We start from the raw sequence: 20,069 nt of genomic DNA, 5'->3' as shown, positions 1-20,069 counted from the left end.
TTTTCCCAACAGTCCGCCCACTCTACTTTTGTCTAAATTCATCGCCGCTAAGCTAGACTCCTGCCCCAGCGCTGGTGCACCTGACTTGGCGGCCTAGAAATCCAATCAAGAACTTAGGACTGCCCAGTACCAGAGTAGAATTCTTCTATGTTGCTCTGTCCTGTGAACACTGTTTTACAAACCTGGTGTAGGCATCATGTACCAAACTAATCCGCCACAGCCTGCCAAAGCTACCCTGCCCACCATGTATGACCTCCCCAGTGAGAACCCGGAGGAGCCCGGTTTGCCCGACGAATTTCACCTGCTCCAGCCCGAGCTACTACGCCTGACCTTTCGCCCGCCCACCTACTCCGCCGATCAGATTTTTACGGCTAGCGATCTTAACCTCTATTACGACGCTAACCACACGCAGTGGTACAAGCGCCCTGACTGGTTTGGCGTACTGGGGGTATCTCGCCTCTACGAAGAGCGCGATCTGCGCCTGAGCTATGTCACCTGGCAGGAGGGCGTAAATCCGTTTGTGGTCATAGAGCTGCTTTCGCCGGGTACCGAAGCCGAGGACCTGGGTCGCACGCTGCGCGACGCCCGCCAGCCTCCTAATAAGTGGACGGTCTATGAGCAAATTTTACGGGTTCCCTACTACATCGTCTTTAACCGCTACACTAACGAGCTACAGGCCTTTGGCCTAATGATGACCCGCTATCAGCCCTTACCCATGGAAGGTCAGAGGATCTGGCTAGAGGATGCGGAGCTGGGACTGGGCCTTTGGGAAGGCGAGTACCAGGGTATAAACCGCCTGTGGCTGCGCTGGTATAATCGCGACCAGCAGTGGATGTTGACCCCAGCCGAGCAGGAGTCTCAGCGGGCCGAGCAGGAGTCTCAGCGGGCCGAGCAGGAGTCTCAGCGGGCCGAGCGGTTAGCGGCTCAGTTGAGGGCGTTAGGCGTTGAGCCAGAAGCCTAAGATCCAGCCTGGAGTCTAGGTAGAGAGTCTTATAACGAGGTCTAGTCGTGGTTAAAGTCGTTAGTCGTCAATCTTTAGGAGTGCAGCCCGTCTACGACATTGGGGTGGCCCACGACCACAACTTTTTGCTGGCCGATGGCCAGGTAGCCTCTAACTGCTTCAACAAGTCGCACTCCACCGCCTACGGGTTTGTCACTTTTCAGACCGCCTACCTGAAGGCCAACTACCCCGTGGAATATATGGCGGCGCTGCTGACCTCCAACAGCGGCGACCAGGACAAAGTGCAGATGCACATCGCCAACTGCATTGCCATGGGCATTGAGGTACTGCCGCCCGACGTCAACCGATCGCTGGTCGATTTCACCCCCGAGGGCCAGAGCATTTTGTTTGGCCTGTCAGCGGTGCGCAACGTCGGCCTGGGGGCGATCGAGTGCATTCTCAAAAACCGCGAAGCAGAGGGGCCGTTTAAGTCGCTGGCGGAACTGTGCGATCGCGTCGATCTCCACGCCGTCAACCGCCGCGCCCTGGAAGCGCTGATTCTCAGTGGTGCCCTTGATACAATTGACCCTAACCGCAACCAGCTGATGCAAGACCTGGAGCTGGTGATCGACTGGGCCCAGAGCCGGGCCAAGGATCGCGAGATCGGCCAGGGTAATCTGTTCGATATGATGCTGGGGGGCGGTGATACTGAGGTCGCATCCCCAGCCAGCGGCTATGAAACTGCCCCCAAAGCGCCTCTAGTGGCCGACTTTGAAGCCCAAGAGAAGCTCCGCCAGGAGAAAGAGCTGCTGGGCTTCTATATTTCCGATCATCCCCTCAAATCGGTGCAACGACCGGCCCGGGTGTTGGCTCCGATTAATCTGGCGGAGCTGCACGAGCAGCCCGACAATGTGACCCTGAGCGCGATCGTCATTCTCGCCGGGGTAAAGCCGGTGATTACGAAAAAGGGCGACCGGATGGCGATCGTCCAGCTCGAAGACCTGACGGGTCAGGCTGAAGCGGTGGTGTTTCCCAAATCCTTTGAGCGCATTAGCCAGCACATCGTCGCCGACAAGCGGCTGATGATCTGGGGCAAGGTCGATCGCCGCGACGATCGCGTCCAGTTCATCATCGACGATGCCGAATCGATTGAAGATGTGCGCATGGTGATGGTCGAGCTCGATCCGCGCCTGGCCGGGGATATTGAGCAACAGCACCGGCTGCGCAACGTGATTCGCAACAACCAGGGAGATGACCCAAAATATGCCCGTGTGCCTGTGATTGCGGTGATTGGCGCCAATCAGCAGCGCCAGTTTGTGCGGCTGGGGGCGCAGTTTCGGGTCAAAGACCCCGAGGCGGCGGTAACGGCTTTAGTCAATGCCAATTTCCAAGCCAAGGCCACGCCGTTGATTAGTGCCTAGGGTTAGGCAGGGCATGGGGATGCGGAGCCGCCACCTACCTCGGGGCAACCTCCATTAAGGCTGGCTAGGATTGGGGCAGTCGTCATTATTGATCTCCCCATTGGCCATGCGGGTATTGCACAAGCGGGCGGTGCTGAGGTCGGTACGGCGCAGATTGGCCCCCAGCAGATCGGCATCGGTAAAGTTGGTGCCGTCCACTTGGGCATCGCGAATCAGCGCTTCTCGCAGGTCGGCTCCGGTAAAGTCGGCCCCGGTGAGCTGAGCGCCAATAAAGTCGGCTCGGTAAAATCTGCCAGCCGTCAGCGTGGTGTTGCTCAGGTCAGTGGCTGACAGACTGGCCTGGTGAAAGATTGCCCCATCTAGGTGGCTGTTGCTCAGGTCGCTACCATACCAGTTGCTGTTACGGGCTTCGGCGTTCTCTAGGTTGACGTGGGGGGCGCTGGCATTCACCAGGCGAGCGCGGGTGAGAATGGCCTCACTCAAGTCGGCTCCCGCCAGGTTGGCCTCTGAGAGATCGGCTTCGCTCAGTATCGTCTGGTGGAGATTGGCCTGACTCAGGTCGATTTGGGTCATCTGGGCTCTCAATAGCCGAGTCTGGCTGAGATTGGCCCCGGCCAAGTTGGCGTTGGTGAGGTCAGCGTTCTCCAGGTTGGCTCCCGCTAGGACAGTGCCGCTGAGGTTGCAGGCGACGCAGGTGCGGCTGATCAGAAACTGCCGCAGTGAATCGTTGGCAACCCCCGGTGCGGCTGCCAACCCCAGCAAAGCAGCAAGACCCATCGCGAGCTGCCGGGGCCTAATACTGGGGTGTTTGATTGTGCAGCGCGCCATAGTTTGCCGTCTCAAAAATTTTAGACTCAAGAATCTACGATCAAGTCTAGAGATTGCTTCTACAATGTGTCAGCATCTCTAGCCCTAGGCGTTGCCCTGGGCGGGGAGATGAGCTGCTAGAGCATGGCTCTGACCCCTAGACAGTCTTAATTCTACTGTTCGCTCTCGGTAGTTTGACCGTATGGCATCCACATCGGCTACTTCGTCCCTTAGTTCTCGTCGGCGGCAGCGTCCTGGGCCGAGTCTTCAGGTTAAGCCCTGGGAATGGGTATGGGTGACGCTGTGGGTACTGTTGCTGGGTGGCTCGGGAGTGTTTTGCGGCTGGGCGCTGATCTGGCTGACCCGGATTCCGCCACTGCCCGATTGCGACCAGATTACGCCCTTTCACTCCTCCAGTGATCTGTTGTACTGCGCCAAGGCCCAGGCCCGCACTGGGGAACCCAATAACCTGGTGCAGTCGGTGTTGCTGACGGCTAACTGGCCTAAGACCCATGCCCAGTACGACGACTCCCAGGAAATTCTGAAGGATGCTTCAGAGCAGATTCTGGTGCTGGCCAATCGCTGGGCCCAGGAGGGCAAGCTCGACGATGCCGTTGATCTGGCGGCGGAGATTCCGCTCAATACGCCCCTGCGCAAACCGGCTCAGTCGGTGATCTTTGAGTGGCAGCAAGACTGGCAGCAGGGCCGGGCGATCGAGGCGCAGCTCAAGCCCGCCCTGGCTGCTAGCGATTGGGAGCTAGCTAAGACCTACCTACAAGAGTTTAAGCGCCTCAAGAGTGACTACTGGCTGACGACTCGGTACGTATTTTGGCAACGGCAGCTTCAGACCGAAAAGCAGGGCTGGGATCAGCTGTTGCAGGCCCGTACCTTGGCAAATACCAATCAGATTGAGAATCTACGTCAGGCGATGGTGCTGGCTCGGGCTATTGATCTGCGCAGTCAGGTCTGGATCGCGGCTGAAAAAGATGTCGATCTCTGGAGCAAGACTGTGATCGAGGTGGCGCTGCAGCGTTGGCAGGTGGGCGATCGCACTGGGGCACTAGAACTGGCCCGCGTGGTGCCCCCTGGCCCTCACCTCAGCGGCAGCGCCCGGGAACTGGTGAACTTGGCCCAGGCCCAGCGGCTGGTGAGCGAGGCTGAGCCCTCTGGTGAGGGGTTAGCACCCCGCTATGGCCATATGCTGGCGCTAATGGGCGCGATCGCAGCCATCGATCAGCTCCCGGCGAACAGTCCCTACGCGGCGGCTGACCTATCCTCGACAGAGCAGTGGCAAAGCCAGCTCGAAGATTTAAGGCGGCTGAAGTTTAGCGATATGGTAGCCCGACTAGGACAGCGCACCACCTACGAGTGGGCTATTGATCAGGCCCAGCAGGTCGAGATCGGTCGCCCCCGGCGGATTCAGGGGCAGACTTTGGTGGCCCAGTGGCGGGCCAACATTCAGCGCATCGAAGACCGACCGACGTTGACCGAGGCTCGCCGTCTGGCTCGACCGGGCACGATTGCGGCCCTCGAAACCGCGATCGCAAAAGCCGGAGAAGTTGAGCTAGGCCGTGCCCTGCGAGTCGAGGCCCAGACCCTGGTGGCTGAGTGGCAGCAAGAGATTCAGGTGATCGAAGACCGACCCATGCTCGATGCGGCGGTGGCTCTAGCCAACGATGGCAAGCTGACTGAAGCGATCGCCGAAGCCCAAAAAATCGAGCCGGGCCGCGCCCTCCACAGTCGGGCTCAGGATTTGATTCAAGAGTGGACGACCACCCTTCAGATTGCCGAAGACAAGCCCATTCTAGATGAAGCCAAGGATCTGGCCTACGGCGGTAGCCTGTCGGCGGCGATTAGCCTGGCCGAGAAAATCGCCCCTGGGCGGGCCCTCTACGCCGAAGCCAAGGCTGCGATCGCCCTGTGGAAGGCTGAGCGAGCCTATATCTGGTCGATCTGGGAAGCCGAAGGCAGAGATGGGGCTGGCGACGATAGCGCTCCAGCGGCAGAGTCAGAATGACGGCACCCTCCCTGCGCCTGATGCTGGTCGACGAAGACCCCGTTTTTCGGATGGGGCTGCGGATCTGGCTGGAGCAAACGGCTGGGTATCGGGTGGTCGCCGAAGCTAGCCAGGCCGAAGCAGCCCTGGCTCTATTAGCCAGGCAGGGCACCGGGACGCAGACAGGCTCATCCTCTGGCCCATCCTCTGGCCCATCCCCAGATTGGACTCCCGAGTCGTCGCCCGACTGGGCCGAGGCCTGGGCTGCTCCAGACGACCCTCCCCAACTCGCTGTCGATCTGGTCATTTTGGACTTAGGCCTGGGGATGGGGCAGCCCGATCAACTGCCGGGGCTGCGCCTCTGTGTTGACCTCAAGGCCCGCTACCCGGCTCTACCCATATTGGTGCTCAGCGCTCAGGCTGAGCCGGTGATGGCAGCGGCGGCCCGGCAGATGGGGGCCGATGGGTTTGGGGCTAGGAGTATGGCCGTGGCCGATCTCGATCGGCTGATTCAGCAGCTGGCCCGGACGGGGCGATCGTCTGGCAGTCCGCCGCCCAATACTGAGAGCGTCAGACCAGGGCAGCGGCAGCCCGCTTTCCAACCGGCAGACGACGCGACGGCCTTGGCTCCCGGCCTATTGACAACCCTGCGGATAAACCTGCGGCGGTCGTCGGTGCAGCAAATTGAGGCCATGATGGCGCAGATTGAAGCCGAGCGGCGGCGGGGGAGAGGCTCTCTGGTTGCGGAGGCCGTGTTGGCCGGGCGCTACCGAGAATTGAGGGCGGCGCGCTGGCTGATGCGGCGGCTGTTGGCTACCCCCGCTGTTCTAGACCCGGGGCAGTCAGCATCGGGGCGCTCTGACCGCAGCATACGCCCTGATCTGCCGACCCGCGACCTTGTCCAGGGTGGCAGCATACCCCCTAGATCGCCCGTGTCGGGGGGCCAAAAGACCGGTTGGCCCGACGATGCCCTGGCTGTCGCAGTGGGGAACCGTCTGCCCGTCGCCTTAGGTGACCTGGCTACCCTGGTGTTTGAGGGGGTCTTTCGCCAGCTTCAGGGGGGGCTCGACAACACCAGCGGCATTCCCCTCGAAACCGACATTCTGCGCGCCGATCGCAAGCGCGAGCTGTTTTATCTGGTCTTGCGCAAATTTGAAGACGCCCTCGACAACCTGCGCCAGGCAGACGTACCGCCGGGGCAGCTGCCGGAGAAAAGTCCGCTAGTGCTACGAGATGTGTGGGAAGCCACCATCACCGACTACTTTGGCCGCTACTACACCTTGCCGGTGAACAACGTTGAGCAGCCCGTCGTGCCGACCCTGCTGGCCGAAGCCGAGGTGGTACAGGCCGCCATTCTCGATCGCATTCCCCTGGTGCCGATGCTGCTGGGACATTTGCTGTTTAACGAATCGGTGATTGTAGACGGCGGCATCTACGAGGCCACGGCCCCAGCCGCGCTGGCCCGCAGCCAAGAATTGCTAGAACACCTGCTGATTCAGCTGGCCAACGCCGTGATACAGCCACTACTCAACAATTTTGCCGATGTGGAGTTGCTCAAAAAGAACCTCTACCAGCGCCGCATGATGACCAGCCGCGATATCGAGCGCTTTCGCAACGATCTGTCCTGGCGCTATCGATGGGACGGGCTGATCAACGAACCCCGAGCTATTTTTGAGAGCCAGTATCGGCTGTTTGGCGTTACCGAACGCGGTATTCAGTCTCAGCTGATCTACTCGCCCCGGCGCGACGAGCTGGAGCAACTCTCAGGGTTACAGCGGGCCGTGACCCTGGCGGTGGAGACCCGCGATGCGGTGGCACCTCGGTTTCGCTCGGCGGTCTCTCTGGTGGGCAGCGGCATTGTGTATGTGCTGACCGATGTGATTGGTCGGGGCATTGGGCTGATTGGCCGGGGCATTTTGCGCGGGGTAGGCGGTGGCTGGCGCAACGCTGGCTATCGCCGCGATCGCCAGGATGGCAATCTATGATGGCAATCTATAATGACGAAGCGCTGCATGCCCCCATGCCCCGGCGTAGATTACGGCGAAAATTATCGGAACCAGGGCGATCGCCCGGTGAGTTCACACAAAACTCGCTTTCTTTTTGGGACAATCAGCAGGTATGACCTGATCGCCTGCTGCCTCAAGATATTTGTGGGATGGTTTCTGTTGGACCAGACGGTGGCCTGGGCTATCGATTCTCGCTGATGAGTTAAGGGGGGCTAGACGCAGGGGTAGCCCAGGAAATAACGTCAACCACTGACGCGCGTGCCCGGGCTGCTTGTACCCAATCTACAGGGAGTTAATCAACGCCTATGAAGTTGAGCTTGGTGCGACCCGCAGGGCCTTTGCTAACTGGGGTAAGACATCTGGTTTGGTTGAGCATCTGGCTCCTGTGGCTGCCTCTGGGAATCTACCTGGCGGTGCTGAATCAAGGCTATAGCCTGGAGCTATTGCAGGGGGCTTTGTTGGCGATCTCATTGATTGGCTTGGTGGTAATCAATGCCGAAACCGCTGTTGTGGTCTACAGCTGTTTTCGCCCTAACCCCTGGATCAATCGAGGCATGTTGCAGCGGCTCAGCAGCACCCTACGACCCTGGCGATCGACTGAGCGGGCGGTATTGACCCCAGAACTCTCGCCCCAGGTGGCGTTGCCTTTTGTCTCGGTAATTGTGGCGGCCTACTTGCCTAACGAGCAATACATTATTGAAGACACCCTGCGCCACTGGCTATTTCAGGTGACACCGCCCACCCAGGGGTGGGAAATCATTCTGGCCTACAATACGCCTACCTCACTGCCGGTAGAACGTCGTCTGCAGGCTTTGGCGGGGCGACATCCGGCTCTGGTGCTGTTGCCTGTACCCCACAGCCACTCTAAGGCCGAAAACCTAAACGCAGCTCTCCAGGTGGCCCAGGGAGACATGACGGGCATTTTTGATGCCGACCACCATCCCGCCCCAGACTGCCTGAGTCGAGCTTGGGCCTGGCTCTACCAGGGACGCTATGACATGGTGCAGGGACGCAATATCATTCGCAATGCCAGAGACAGCTGGCTGACCCAGCTGATTGCGGTGGAATTTGAGTGCATCTATGGGGTGGGCCACTACGGGCGATCGCTGCTGGCCGATACGGCCCTGTTTGGCGGCTCCAACGGCTATTGGCGCACCTCGGTGCTGCGCCGGTTGGGCTTTCACCCCACCCGCCTTACCGAAGATATCGATGTCACGGTGCGGGGCTTGCTCAAGGGCTGTCGTCTGGTGCATGACCCAGCTATTGTGACGACAGAACTCGCTCCCGACAACCTACAGAGCCTGTGGCTTCAGCGTCAGCGGTGGGGTCAGGGCTGGCTGGAGGTGGCAGGCCTACACCTGGGTCAGGTGCTACGGTCGCCCCACCTCGATGTCGTACAAAAAACCTGCTGGGTGCTGATGCTGCTCTTTAGCCAGTTTTTTTATCCCTTGGTATGGCAGGTGGTGCCAATGCTGCTCAGCATTCACCTGAGCAGCAGCAATCGCGACCTCAACTTTGAAACCCTCAACCTGGTGCTCATGGGCCTACTGACCCTGAGCGCCCTGCTACAGGTCGCGGTGGCGATGATGCTGCGCCCCGAAGGGTCTATCTATACCCGTCGCCATGGTGTGCTGTACTGTTTTCTGTCGCCCATCTATTTTTGGTTCAAGGCGCTGATTGGCATGGTAGCGGTAGTCAACCACCTCTCCGGCAGCCGAGTCTGGCACGTGACTGCTCGCACCAAGAGTAAACCCAATCGGTGGATGGTGGCGCAGCGCAGCGCGAAGTGAACTCTGCTGGAAGGGCAATGGATAAGGCCACCTGGGAACAGTCACCTCTGATTGACGAGGTGCCTAACCATCGGTTAGATGATGCTTACACGCTATGGAAACAGATAGCTTTTTCCAGTCTGGCCCGCAACCCTATCCGAAGAATTGCCCTAGGCACGCTGGAGAAGATTCATAATCAAAGACACTACAAAGACCGCTAAAAAGACATAAAACAAAATTTTAGCAATACCAGCCGCACCGGCAGCAATACCGCTAAAACCAAAGAATGCGGCGATCAAAGCCACAACCAAAAAAATCAATGCGTAACGTAACATGGGGTTCTCCTAAAGTGGAAATCGGCGGTAGTTCTATCAACTAACTTCACCAGTATCAAGAGTTGTGGCTACCGACACATCTTCCGACTGGCTGCTCTTGATCTCCGGCTTTAGACATAGAAAAAAGATCCTGACCTTAGCCATTGGATAGGTCTAGAACGCCGGTACAGAAACCCGATTTCTCGGCCAGAATGCCAGTCATGCCGTTAGGGCAGTGACGAGTAATTTAGCGCGACTGAAAAATATTTTGCACCATCTGGCGATCGCTGCTCTGAGCCGCCCGATCCAGCTCTTCCACTTCCCCAGCATCCAGTCGCCAGCCCAGGGCAGCGGTGTTTTGCTCGGCCTGAACCAGGGTTTTGGCCCCCGGAATGGGGATAGTGCCTTGGCAAATGCACCAGTTGAGCGCCACCTGGGCTGAGGTTTTTTGGCGTTGGGTGGCGATCGCGCCCAGGGTATCCAACAGCGGCTGAATGCGCGGCCGCAGCTGGCGAAACAGAACTCCCCGCAGGCCCGCTGGGTAGGGCCCTGGGGCCGAGTATTTACCGGTCAACAGGCCCAGGGCCAGCGGGCTGTAGGCAATCAGGCGAATGCCTAGCTGATCGCAGAGATCCTTCAGCCCCAGCTCGCTGACCGGGTAGGTCGACAGCAGCGAATACTGTACCTGGAGCGTGGCGATGCTTAGGCCGCGTTCCTGAAAGCGCTGGTGGGCCAGCTTTAGCCGTTTGGGGCCAAAGTTCGATAGGCCAATCGCCCTCGCCTGCCCTTGAACGCAGAGATCCGCCAGCCCGTCGAGGAATGGCCCCTCCTGCCAGGGGGCGTAATTAGCAGTTGACCAATGCATTTGCACCAGGTCGATGGGCCTTCCCAGACGTCGCACCGAGGCCGCCCCAGCTTTTACCACCAAACCAGGGGTGAGCCGCCACGGGTAGGCAGCCAGTTTCGTGGCCAGACAGAGGTTTTCCCGATGGGGCCCGTCGTAATCTTGAGCGAATTGCCCCAGCAAGGTTTCGCTGCGGCCATTGAGTCGCCCGGTGCCGTAGGAGTCGCCGCTGTCGAATAGCGTTACCCCGTGGCTGAGGCAGTGGTTGAAGACCTGCTGTAAGTCGCCATCCATGCTCTGGTCGTAGCCCCACAGCAGCTGGTTGCCCCAGGCCCAGGTGCCGCAGCCCATCTCGGGCAGAGTCAAAGGCGTTGGGGCATCTACGGTAGGAGCGGGCATAGGTGACTCACAGGGAAAGGGCAATCCCTATTATTCCAGGTCAGACAACCCTGACTCTATCCGTTCAATTGCCGGGGCGGCAGTTTGCGCGCCGGGTGCCGCCAAACAGGCGCGATCGCCCAGTGACAAGCCCAAATGCTGAGTCAGAGCCCGCAAATAACCCGCAACCAGCCCCCCGCCTCTGGCGACCGAAACAGGTATAGGCACCGCTCCTGCACCTCTAAATTTGGCTCTGAAAAGTCGCCGAGCTGCACCGGGCCTTAAAACCGCTTTCGTACATGCTGTAGCGACAGCCTTACCAGGCTAGCTATCGCAAGCCCGACTGCACTCGCCACAGGCTGGCGTAGATGCCATTGAGATCTAGCAAGTCCTCGTGGCGGCCCCGTTCGACGATTTCCCCCTGGGCCATCACGTAGATACAATGGCAGTGCCGAATGGTGGAGAGGCGGTGGGCGATCGCCAGGGTCGTCCGGTTTTGGGTAATCACCGCCAGCGATCGCTGGATCGCCGCCTCGGTCTCGTTGTCCACCGCCGAGGTGGCCTCATCCAGCACCAAAATCGGCGGGTCTTTGAGAATGGCGCGGGCGATCGCCAGCCGCTGCCGCTGGCCCCCCGAGAGCTTTTGTCCCCGCTCACCCACAATGGTGTCGTAGCCCTGGGGCAGCTGTACGATAAACTCGTGGGCCTCCGCCAGCTTGGCCGCGTGGAGAATTTCATCCGGTGTCGCGTCAAAGGTGCCGTAGGCGATATTCTCCGCCACGGTACCCGAAAACAAAAACACATCCTGGCTAACCAGACCTATGCAGCGGCGCAGATCGCGGGGCAGCAGGTCTTGAATTTCCTGGCCATCCACCAAAATGCGGCCCTGCTGGGGTTCGTAAAAGCGCAGCAGCAGCTTCACCAGAGTGCTCTTGCCCGAGCCGGTGGCCCCGACAACGCCAATGCTCTGCCCGGCGGGAATATGCAGCGAGAGATCCCTCAGCACGGGCTGACGGTCGTGGTAAGCAAAGGTGACATTGTCAAAGCGCACGTCGCCCTGCACCTGCTCCACCGGCAGCGGGTTGCGACCGGGAATTAGCTCCACCGGGGTATCGACTATGCCCATCACCCGCCGCACCGAGGCCATCGCCCGCTGGTACTCATCCATAATTTCGCTGAGCTGGGTAAACGGCCACAGCAGCCGCTGCACGATGAACACCATAAACCCGTAGGTGCCCGCCGACAGGGTGCCGTTGGCCACCGCCATACCGCCGAGGAACAGCATGGCGGTAAAGCCCACCAAAATCACAATCCGAATCAGGGGAATGAAGGCAGCACTGAGGGCGATCGCCCGACGGTTGGCATAGCGATAGGCATCGCTGTCTTGGGTGACGCGATCGTATTCGTAAGCCTCGGCGGTAAAGCTCTTGATGGTGGCAATGCCCGAGAGGTTGTTCGCCAGCCGCCCGCTAATCAACCCCGCCTTGTCGCGCACCTGGGCGTAGCGGGGGGCCAGCCGGCGCTGAAAGGCGAGCGACCCCCACAGCACAAAGGGAATCGGCAGCATCGCAAACCACGACACCCCCGGTGCCAGCACCAAAAACGTGGTGCCCACCCACAACACCGTCGTAAAAAACCGCAGCAGGTTGTGAACGCCCGTGTTCAAAAACCGCTCTAGCTGGTTGATGTCGTCGTTGAGAATCGACAGCAGGTCGCCAGTGCTGCGGTCTTCAAAGTAGCTGAGATCCTGGCTCTGCAGGTGGCTGTAGGTGTCGATGCGCAGATCGTGCTGGAGATTTTGAGCCAGGTTGCGCCACAGGCTGGCGTAGATGTACTGGGTCAGCGACTCCAGGCTCCAGACCAAAAACGTCAGCGCCGACAGCACCCCCAGCTGACCGGAAATGCTGATAATGCCCGTACGGGCAATCAGCGAGCTTTCGTTATTGGTCACCACGTCGATGGCAATGCCGATCAGGTAGGGCGGGGCCAGATCAAAGATGGTGTTGAGAATCGAATTGGCGATCGCGCCCCAGATCTGCGGTCGGTAGCTGCGCCCATAGCGCAACAGCCGCCTCAAGGGATGCCGTACCGACTGAAACGTGGTCATAGATACCCTGACTGCAAAAGCTCAAGTGTAGCGCCCAGAGACCAGGTACCTGTTAGGGTTGACAGGATTTTGGCGATCAGCCAGCCCGCGATTTTTGGGAAGAGTAGACCTACTCGATCAGCACAGGTTGGGTGAGCAAGCCATGGCGAAACCTATGGCAACCGACCTGCTTAGCAATTCCTGTTTGCCGCACGGCTTGCTTGACGACTGTTTGAATTCCACTCTCATGCCAATGATGCCGCTGCATTCAAAAAAGCTTCAATCTCAGGCCGCCCCATCTCTTTGGGATGTCGCTTGTGGTGAAACAGGATGTATCGCCTAATTCACTGGATATAGGTTTCTTCTATACGGTAAGCATAATGCTTTAGCCGCATGGCCTCATACACCTGGTCTAGCAGCTTTTTGAGCCTCTTCTGGAGGAAAGGCTCATGTGCCATCGGTACGGCATGTGATAAATACTACTCTATAGTTGATATATACTATAGCTAAAATATGCGGAAAGTTTCTGCCTATCCACCCAGATCCGGATAATATACGGAAACTTTCTCGCGATCTGGCGAATTGAGGTAGATATACCGAAACTTTCTGCCTATCTACCCTGACAGGGATAATATACGGAAACTTTCTCTCTAATAAGGTTGTTGGGCGGCTTCAAATCTTGCAGGGGACAGCACTTTGATTTTCCTGGTGGGGCAGTGGAGGTTTAGAATCAAGCAATCCCATCCAAAAGAAGATTGCTGACCAAGAGATAAATCCATGAGTCGAATTGTTTTAACCACCATTGGCTCTTTCGGGGATCTACATCCCAAAATTGCGATCGCGTTTGAGTTGCGTCATCGGGGGCACGATGTGGTATTTGCGACTCATAAGGAGTATCAGCACAAAATTGAAGCTCTAGGATTTGGGTTTCATCGAATGCGCCCTGACAACACCGCGCTCAACGATCCTCAAGAGATGGCGCGGATGATGAATTTGAAGACAGGTACGGAGTATGTTGTTAGAAATTGGGTTTGTGCGAGCTTGCATGAAACATATACTGACTTGATGGAAGCTGCGAAAAATGCCGATCTCATCATCAATGGTGAAGGTGTGTTTGCAGCCCGATTAGTGGCAGAAAAATTAGGAATTCCCTGGGTGCTAACGATGCTGTCACCTTTGGGTTTTCTTTCTGCTAATGATCCATCGATCACACCGGGATTACCAGCTATTTTCCAGCTACCAGGCTTGAATTCCATAGCCCAGCGAGGGATTCGGCAACTCGGCAAAGTTTTGACAAAATCTTGGGCAAACCCTGTTCATCAATTACGACAGGAGATGGGATTACCTCCCCTGAAAGGCAACCCATTGATTGATGATAAATATTCTCCTTATCTTGTGCTAGCAATGTTTTCGTCAGTACTGGCTAAGCCTCAGCCTGATTGGGCTGCAAATACGGTACTTACAGGTTTTCCTTTCTATGATGGGAGTGAAGGTGGCGCACAACTCTCACTGGAACTAGATCAATTTCTGGACATGGGTGAGCCACCGATTGTATTTACTTTAGGGTCAGCCGCAGTCATGGCTCCAGGGCAATTCTATGAGGAAAGTATCAAAGCAGCAAAACGCTTAAATCGCCGCGCTGTGTTGTTGATTGGCAAGAATGTGCCGCCAGCCAATCTTTCAGACAGCATTATTTCGGTGAACTATGCACCTTACTCGCAACTTTTTTCGCGGGCTTGTGCGATCGTTCATCAAGGCGGCATTGGCACAACGGCTCAGGCATTACAGGCAGGTCGTCCAACGATTGTGATGCCTTACAGTATTGATCAACCGGACAATGCAGCTAGAGTTGAACGCCTGGGAACTTCGCTAACGGTTTCTCGCAAACAATATGTAGCAAAACGAGTTGCCAAGCAGTTGGGTGAATTACTAGAAAATCCTAATTATGCAGCTAGAGCCGCAGAAGTTGGAGCTATTATCCGAGCAGAAGATGGGGTGAAAGTAGCATGTGATGCGATTGAAAAACAACTTAAAGCTGCCTAAATCTCACCGTGAGCGCCAGCAGCCCAACACGTCGCTGCACCGGAACGTATCAAGGTTATCGGTGAGATGCAAAGGTGCTCTGCGTCCGGTGAGCTTTGCCGTTAGCCTTGTGTCAGCCGAAACCGGAAGTTTTTATGAGTGGTAGTGCTTCAATAAGAAAAGCCGTGGTGGCAGACGCTGAAGTAATTTCTGTAGTACATGTCGCATCAAAGCAGGCAGCGTACAGAGGACTTGTGCCAGCGCCGGTTCTCTCGAAGCTTTCTGCACCTCAAGCACACGTCAAACGCCAGGAAATGTGGCGCAAGGTTTTGGCGAACGATAAGGTCGACGTTTTTGTCGCCGAGCTTGATGGACAGGTCGTCGGTTTTGTGAGCTCGGGCCTTACACATGATGATGAAAGGCTCCAAAAGGCTACGGGAGAGATATATGCCCTCTACGTTTCTCCCGATCAGCAGCGGGGCGGTATTGGCCGAAAGCTGACTGGCGCTGCATTGCGTGGGCTTGAGAAGCGAGGATTCAGTGAGGCAACGCTTTGGACGGCTTTGCCATCTGCTCGAAGCTTTTATGAAGCAGTTGGTTTTCGGTTGGACGGTGCCGAAAAAGTGAGCCCTTTGGTTCCTGGATATTTTGTCCAGGTCACAGATGTCCGCTACCCTTTTAATTTGGCTAACAAGGCGGTCGAGACGGATCGCTAAACGCAACTCTCACCTCGTCGTTATGCTCTAGGAGGAAAAGTGAAAGTAGTATCCAAGATAAATTCCGAGCACTATCAGTGGGGGGTAGGGTGTGATGGGTGGCACTTAGTCAAATCACCAGCTTTGAGTATCATCCAAGAGCGTGTTCCTCCCGGATGTAGCGAAACGAGGCACCTGCATCGAGAATCGGAACAATTCTTCTTCGTTCTTTCTGGTTGTGCCACATTGGAGGTTAATGGTGAGGCTTTTCAGCTCACTGAACACCAGGGCTTCCGCGTTCCCCGCAATACTCCCCATCAATTAAGAAATGATGGTCAGATTGAGCTGCATTTTGTTGTAACGTCAACGCCGCCAAGTCATGGTGATCGTATTGAAGCATGAGCATAACAAGTCGCTCAAGTTCGCTCCGGCCCTGCCGGTCCTCCTGCGGACAGCTTTTCTGTTGTGCTCCAAAGCCGACGCTTAGCTAAATCGTTAGCCCGCAAGACTATCCGTGGTGGCGTTCATCAATCTCATCTGCTGGAGTCCAGAATCAAACCGTCGTGAGTCCGGTCATAGAGCAAAGCTTGCAAGACGACTATAGTGGTTCGTTGGTGTAACTACGGCCATATGCCTGAAACGCCTATTCAGAAAGGCTTCATCTGTGCTACATCCATCGAAAACCACTACAGAGAGCACTACCTTCCAAATGTAGTTACAGGTTAAACTGGAGAAAGATAGCAGCATCCTCACTAATGCCTACGATTCTGCAGGTTGGCCCATACAGTTTTATCTTTTTCAGCTCTGATAGAGGCGAACCTGCTCATATCCATGTGAAGCGTGATCGGCAGCTAGCTAAGTTTTGGCTTGATTCTGTTTCTTTGGCAAAGAATCGAGGATTTAAAGACCACGAATTGAACGATATTTCTCAGCTAGTGGAGGAACACGAACAAACACTGTTGGAGGCTTGGCATGACTACTTTGACGCTTGAAACAGAACCCCTTGCAGTACACGTCAGCGTGACCGATGAAAGTTTAATAGTAGGCTTGGTCGATGGACGCAGTTTAATAGTTCCCTTGTCTTGGTATCCTCGTTTGCTAAAAGCATCCCAAAAGGAGCGGCAAAACTGGCAACTCTTAGCAGATGGTTATGCGATTGAGTGGGTTGATTTAGACGAACATATTGGTATTGAAGGTTTGCTAGCAGGTAAAAAAAGTGGTGAAAGCCATAGCTCTTTTGAACGTTGGCTGTCGATGCGAGGCACTTCTTCACAGGATGAGCAGGCTAACAATTCAAATGCAGCGGACGGTTAAGAGCCTTTGTCGTTGGGTTGAAGGTTATCTGCTGCCGCTGATTTGAGCCGTTATGCCGCTGAATCGCTAGTTAGGACGGTAGCTTGAAAGTTATGTGCGATCATTTAGAAGCTAGACAAAAAATACTTAGTATATTTGGACAAAGTTCACAGATTTTTGCTGCAATTGCCTATGAGTCAGCAAACCTTTCTGAAAGTGCCCTTCGTCTGGGAAGAACCGAAACCGTTGATTGAAGTTTCACCTCGATTGACTTTTGCACCAGTGACCGCAAGGTACGACGACCAGTTAGTTTCAGCCGTTAGAAGTGTAATGGCTTCATCACTAGATGCCAGCGATCAGAAAAGAGCATCAGAGAATGATCTTTATGCAGCGGTTGAGGGGTTTTTAGATTCAGCCAGAGAGGATTTTTCATATCAACCTGGATAGTGGCAGTTTGGAATTAATGAAAATGGGGATATCGTAGGCTTTGTTCTTCCGGTCATTTTCAACGGAAGTGCTAAAGAGGATTTAGAAGAGGGAACCATCTACTACCTTGGAGTTTTGCCTGAGTACCGAGGGCTTGGCTTTGCAAATGATCTTTTGGCGCAAGGAACACGGACATTACAAGAAGTTGGAGTTTGGCAAGTATTTTGTGATACAGCAGTTGCTAATGTGCCAATGATTTCTGCGTTCAAGCGGGTTGGATATCGGCAGTATAGTGAACCTTGGGAACGCCCTGTTTAATTACTGTAGATTGACGCCGCATAATCGGGATAGGGAGAATCCTCACGAATCCCCCCTCCCACACCACCCTGCAAGCGTCCGCACAGGGCGGTTCCTCAGAAAGTTTTAGAAGTCAAAACCTTCTCGGCTTTCGACCCCCAGAGTTGGCTACACCATTAAGCGCCGTTCCTATAGCTCCCCCGTTCGGGTTCATCGCTCAGAACGAGCCCCGGTGGATCCTCTCTGCTTTCCATGGTTCAGCCCAACACCAGAGTCCGGCCCATTACAGACTGGCGTTTGGCTACTATGGCCTCGGCTGACTTCTACCCCCGTCAACGCTTGTTGCCAACCGTTGGGCCATCCTCAAGTCCTTAGGGTTCTGTGGCCACCTACCCGTTTCCAGGTAGACCTCAGTCAGACTCCCGTAGCCTCAATGACGGTCAAAGGAGCAGACCTCCCCAGATAAGAACGTGAACTTTCCCTGCACAACCGCGTCATTTACCGTATCTCCTGAACCATAGGGCTTTATTGTGTTGTGCCAACTCGCCCCAGAGACTCGGCCTTCTATGACGTTTCTGTCCGTCGGCTCGCAGTTTTGCCGCTGGCTTCCTTCAGACCCTTCCTCGCGGAAACGCCCTTGCCTTAAGCTAGTCGTTGTCGTCGCTCGGCTCCTATAATTTTCGAGCATTTAGACGCTGGTTCTCCGACAGGGGACTTTCACCCCATGAGTTCACGCCCATGCTGGGCGTACACACTGCGTTGGTGCGGGCGGAACAGGTATTATCGGTGGGTATTCAAGGTTATCTGCCGCCGCACAACTTCACCGTTATGCCGCAAAACAAGACCGCGCTGTCACCAAGGATCAGGAAACAACTACATGTCCACACGACCCGGTTCAAAGTCAATTCTTCTCGTTGTCGACGTGCAAGTCGGTGTTGTATCTTCCGTTTGGGAACGTGACCGGATCGTCGGCAACGTCGCGCTGGCTGTTTCCCGCGCTCGCGCAGCCGACGTGCCTGTCGTCTGGGTTCAGCATGACGACGAGCAACTGAAGCGCGATTCCCCAGAGTGGCAGTGGGTGCCCGAACTGGGGCTGGAGCTTGATGAGACTCGCGTCTACAAGAACTTCAACTCTGCCTTTGAGGGCACAGAACTGCTTGAGGTACTGGACAAGATGGAGGTCTCGCACATCTACTTGGCCGGTGCAGCTACAAATTGGTGCATTCGCGCTACCGCGTACGCAGCCCTTGAAAGAGGCTTTGATGTCACACTGCTGAGTGATGCCCACACGACCGTGGATATGGAGCTTGCCCCGGATCGTGTCGTAGAGGCTCGCATGGCCATTGACGATCTGAACGCGGCCATGCGTTGGCTCTCCTACCCTGGTCGAGTCAACTGTGTAGCGTTGGCCAAAGAGGTCAGCTTTGGAGCGTCGTAGGTTGCAGCCTAACCCCGCGCGCGGCTCAGATCGAACGTTAGCCCGCCAGCGATGCTAGTTCTTTATTCATCAATATTTTGGTTTTTAGTGTGAGATTTGGGTGGGTGATCGCCTGTCATCAATGTGATCGCTCAATACAAAGCTGAGATTGATCGATGTACGGAGAGTTGATCGTAAAAAACGGCATAACAACCCGGTTGGAGCGGACAATTGAGAGTCTTTTCGTCTGTCGTTGTGGTCGATCTGCTGCTGCTCAACCGGAACGTTAGACGCGCGACTCGAAGTCGTTCGGGGGAGTTGGAAAGGGCTCTTGAATCCTTTCCCCGCTAGTGTTCAAGCGGATGTCCGCCTCGGAATGTTCAACCAGTAATGGGAGGGCAGTATCAGCAGACGAGGTTAACTGTCCAACCAGCTTGGAGCCAAACCAGGTCAGAGGGCTAGGGCAAGGTGGCTAGGGATAATGCAAATGAATCCTTGATGAGGCTTCGTTAATTTAGGTGCTCGAAAGGGCTGACACGAGCATGTTGGGGCGGATGGGAATCGGCAGCGGCTAAATGTCGATTGAGAACACCCCGCCCCCGGAGTAAAGAGGAGTTCTAAGGCAACCACATCTCCACCCCGTGCGGAACGAGGCAGCCCCGATAGAGTCCTGGACATGCCGTCATGGTCAGGTAGACCGAAGGTAACTGAGGTAGAACCCTCTAGCGGGCACAGGATGTCCCAAGACGCGTTCGCGAAGCGTGGGCGAAGCCCTTATGCTGCCAACCGAAAGGTAACCGGAATCCATAACGGGGCAGATAGGGCACAGGCCTAACCCGAAAGGGTGCAGACGTGGGACAGGTGATAGCTTGAATGCAGGTGAGATGAGACTCAACTGGCGGGAAAAGTTAGGTGCAGGCTTCGGTTTGCAAACGTAACCGTCAGGACAATTCGTAAGGGTTGTTAAGAATCGGAGACACTGAATCTCAAGACATTGCTTGAGCCGTGTACGGTGAAAGTTGTATGTACGGTTCTGAGGGGAGGGAGGGGGCTATATCTAAAACCCCTTCCTTTACCCGACAGCCTTGTCCCCCATAGTGCCTGGGGCATAGGTGCGATCATATAAAACTTTCTATTCTATGGTTTGCTCAAAATAGTGATAAATAATCCAGTTTTCATCCGGACGCCTGAACTCATCCATGAAAATTTAGCTTGATAAATCAAGTATGACGGTTCTTCCGGCAGCATGGTGATAAGTTTTTCTAATCAGAAAAGCAAGCTAGCAAGCGCTTACGGAAATTCTCAAAGTTTACAAACCCATAAGCTTGGCGCTTAATCAACTTAATTCGATTGTTGAT

At 55.8% G+C, this 20,069-nt stretch carries 20 protein-coding genes; 13 read left to right on the top strand and 7 right to left on the bottom strand.

Annotated elements, in window-relative coordinates:
• Nucleotides 1-196: 196 nt before the first annotated feature.
• Both IQ254_RS20830 and IQ254_RS20825 read left to right on the top strand, forming a co-directional pair.
• Complete coding sequence (locus IQ254_RS20830) at nt 197-961, top strand: Uma2 family endonuclease (protein ID WP_193968081.1); 765 nt, start codon at nt 197-199, stop codon at nt 959-961.
• Between the two features lie 47 nt (nt 962-1,008).
• Entirely contained in the window at nt 1,009-2,361 is a 1,353-nt protein-coding gene (locus IQ254_RS20825; RefSeq protein ID WP_193968080.1) for an OB-fold nucleic acid binding domain-containing protein, read from the top strand.
• Between the two features lie 54 nt (nt 2,362-2,415).
• Here the strand turns inward: IQ254_RS20825 and IQ254_RS20820 are convergent, their stop codons facing one another.
• A complete protein-coding gene (locus tag IQ254_RS20820) occupies nt 2,416-3,138 on the bottom strand; it encodes a pentapeptide repeat-containing protein (protein ID WP_193968079.1) in 723 nt (240 codons plus the stop codon).
• Between the two features lie 232 nt (nt 3,139-3,370).
• Between IQ254_RS20820 and IQ254_RS20815 the strand changes: the two genes are divergently transcribed.
• From IQ254_RS20815 to IQ254_RS20805, 3 genes are all read left to right on the top strand, one after another.
• Nucleotides 3,371-5,185 (top strand): hypothetical protein, encoded by a 1,815-nt coding sequence (locus IQ254_RS20815; protein WP_193968078.1) that lies wholly within the window; start codon nt 3,371-3,373, stop codon nt 5,183-5,185.
• Nucleotides 5,182-7,149: a DUF3685 domain-containing protein gene (locus IQ254_RS20810; RefSeq protein WP_193968077.1), complete on the top strand. Its 1,968-nt coding sequence runs from the start codon at nt 5,182-5,184 to the stop codon at nt 7,147-7,149. The genes IQ254_RS20815 and IQ254_RS20810 overlap by 4 nt, the downstream gene beginning before the upstream one ends.
• 389 nt (nt 7,150-7,538) lie before the next feature.
• The gene (locus IQ254_RS20805; protein WP_228040943.1) at nt 7,539-8,960 is read left to right on the top strand and encodes a glycosyltransferase family 2 protein; all 1,422 of its coding nucleotides are present in this window, start codon (nt 7,539-7,541) and stop codon (nt 8,958-8,960) included.
• 149 nt (nt 8,961-9,109) lie between these two features.
• Here IQ254_RS20805 and IQ254_RS20800 read toward each other — a convergent pair whose 3' ends face one another.
• The 5 genes from IQ254_RS20800 to IQ254_RS33765 form a co-directional block, all read right to left on the bottom strand.
• Nucleotides 9,110-9,274: a DUF1328 domain-containing protein gene (locus IQ254_RS20800; RefSeq protein WP_193968075.1), complete on the bottom strand. Its 165-nt coding sequence runs from the start codon at nt 9,272-9,274 to the stop codon at nt 9,110-9,112.
• A gap of 226 nt (nt 9,275-9,500) precedes the next feature.
• Nucleotides 9,501-10,496: an aldo/keto reductase gene (locus tag IQ254_RS20795; protein ID WP_193968074.1), complete on the bottom strand. Its 996-nt coding sequence runs from the start codon at nt 10,494-10,496 to the stop codon at nt 9,501-9,503.
• A gap of 30 nt (nt 10,497-10,526) precedes the next feature.
• Nucleotides 10,527-10,703, bottom strand: a complete 177-nt coding sequence (locus IQ254_RS20790; RefSeq protein WP_193968073.1) for a hypothetical protein — start codon at nt 10,701-10,703, stop codon at nt 10,527-10,529.
• Nucleotides 10,704-10,803: 100 nt separating this feature from the next.
• Entirely contained in the window at nt 10,804-12,582 is a 1,779-nt protein-coding gene (locus IQ254_RS20785) for an ABC transporter ATP-binding protein (protein WP_193968072.1), read from the bottom strand.
• A gap of 224 nt (nt 12,583-12,806) precedes the next feature.
• Nucleotides 12,807-12,890, bottom strand: a complete 84-nt coding sequence (locus IQ254_RS33765; protein WP_369011354.1) for a hypothetical protein — start codon at nt 12,888-12,890, stop codon at nt 12,807-12,809.
• A gap of 448 nt (nt 12,891-13,338) precedes the next feature.
• Between IQ254_RS33765 and IQ254_RS20780 the strand changes: the two genes are divergently transcribed.
• The 8 genes from IQ254_RS20780 (at nt 13,339) to IQ254_RS20750 (ending at nt 18,732) form a co-directional block, all read left to right on the top strand.
• Complete coding sequence (locus tag IQ254_RS20780) at nt 13,339-14,604, top strand: glycosyltransferase (protein ID WP_193968071.1); 1,266 nt, start codon at nt 13,339-13,341, stop codon at nt 14,602-14,604.
• Nucleotides 14,605-14,738: 134 nt separating this feature from the next.
• Entirely contained in the window at nt 14,739-15,299 is a 561-nt protein-coding gene (locus IQ254_RS20775; protein WP_193968070.1) for a GNAT family N-acetyltransferase, read from the top strand.
• A gap of 39 nt (nt 15,300-15,338) precedes the next feature.
• Nucleotides 15,339-15,680: a cupin domain-containing protein gene (locus tag IQ254_RS33760; protein ID WP_193968069.1), complete on the top strand. Its 342-nt coding sequence runs from the start codon at nt 15,339-15,341 to the stop codon at nt 15,678-15,680.
• A gap of 353 nt (nt 15,681-16,033) precedes the next feature.
• The gene (locus IQ254_RS20765; RefSeq protein WP_193968068.1) at nt 16,034-16,270 is read left to right on the top strand and encodes a DUF4160 domain-containing protein; all 237 of its coding nucleotides are present in this window, start codon (nt 16,034-16,036) and stop codon (nt 16,268-16,270) included.
• The gene (locus tag IQ254_RS20760) at nt 16,251-16,592 is read left to right on the top strand and encodes a DUF2442 domain-containing protein (protein ID WP_193968067.1); all 342 of its coding nucleotides are present in this window, start codon (nt 16,251-16,253) and stop codon (nt 16,590-16,592) included. Before IQ254_RS20765 ends, IQ254_RS20760 begins: the two co-directional genes overlap by 20 nt.
• A 171-nt stretch (nt 16,593-16,763) precedes the next feature.
• Nucleotides 16,764-17,018: a hypothetical protein gene (locus IQ254_RS31705; RefSeq protein WP_228040941.1), complete on the top strand. Its 255-nt coding sequence runs from the start codon at nt 16,764-16,766 to the stop codon at nt 17,016-17,018.
• Between the two features lie 12 nt (nt 17,019-17,030).
• Nucleotides 17,031-17,315 carry a GNAT family N-acetyltransferase gene (locus IQ254_RS33755; RefSeq protein WP_369011353.1) on the top strand — a complete coding sequence of 95 codons (285 nt, stop codon included), beginning with the start codon at nt 17,031-17,033 and terminating at the stop codon, nt 17,313-17,315.
• A gap of 856 nt (nt 17,316-18,171) precedes the next feature.
• Nucleotides 18,172-18,732 carry a cysteine hydrolase family protein gene (locus IQ254_RS20750; RefSeq protein WP_193968066.1) on the top strand — a complete coding sequence of 187 codons (561 nt, stop codon included), beginning with the start codon at nt 18,172-18,174 and terminating at the stop codon, nt 18,730-18,732.
• Nucleotides 18,733-19,973: 1,241 nt separating this feature from the next.
• On the opposite strand, the gene IQ254_RS33750 is transcribed toward IQ254_RS20750, so the two are convergent.
• Nucleotides 19,974-20,069, bottom strand: a complete 96-nt coding sequence (locus tag IQ254_RS33750; RefSeq protein ID WP_369011301.1) for a transposase — start codon at nt 20,067-20,069, stop codon at nt 19,974-19,976.

Origin of the sequence: Nodosilinea sp. LEGE 07088 (assembly GCF_015207395.1) — a bacterium.
Taxonomy (GTDB): Bacteria; Cyanobacteriota; Cyanobacteriia; order Phormidesmidales; family Phormidesmidaceae; genus Nodosilinea.
This window is presented reverse-complemented; position numbering and strand designations above follow the sequence as displayed.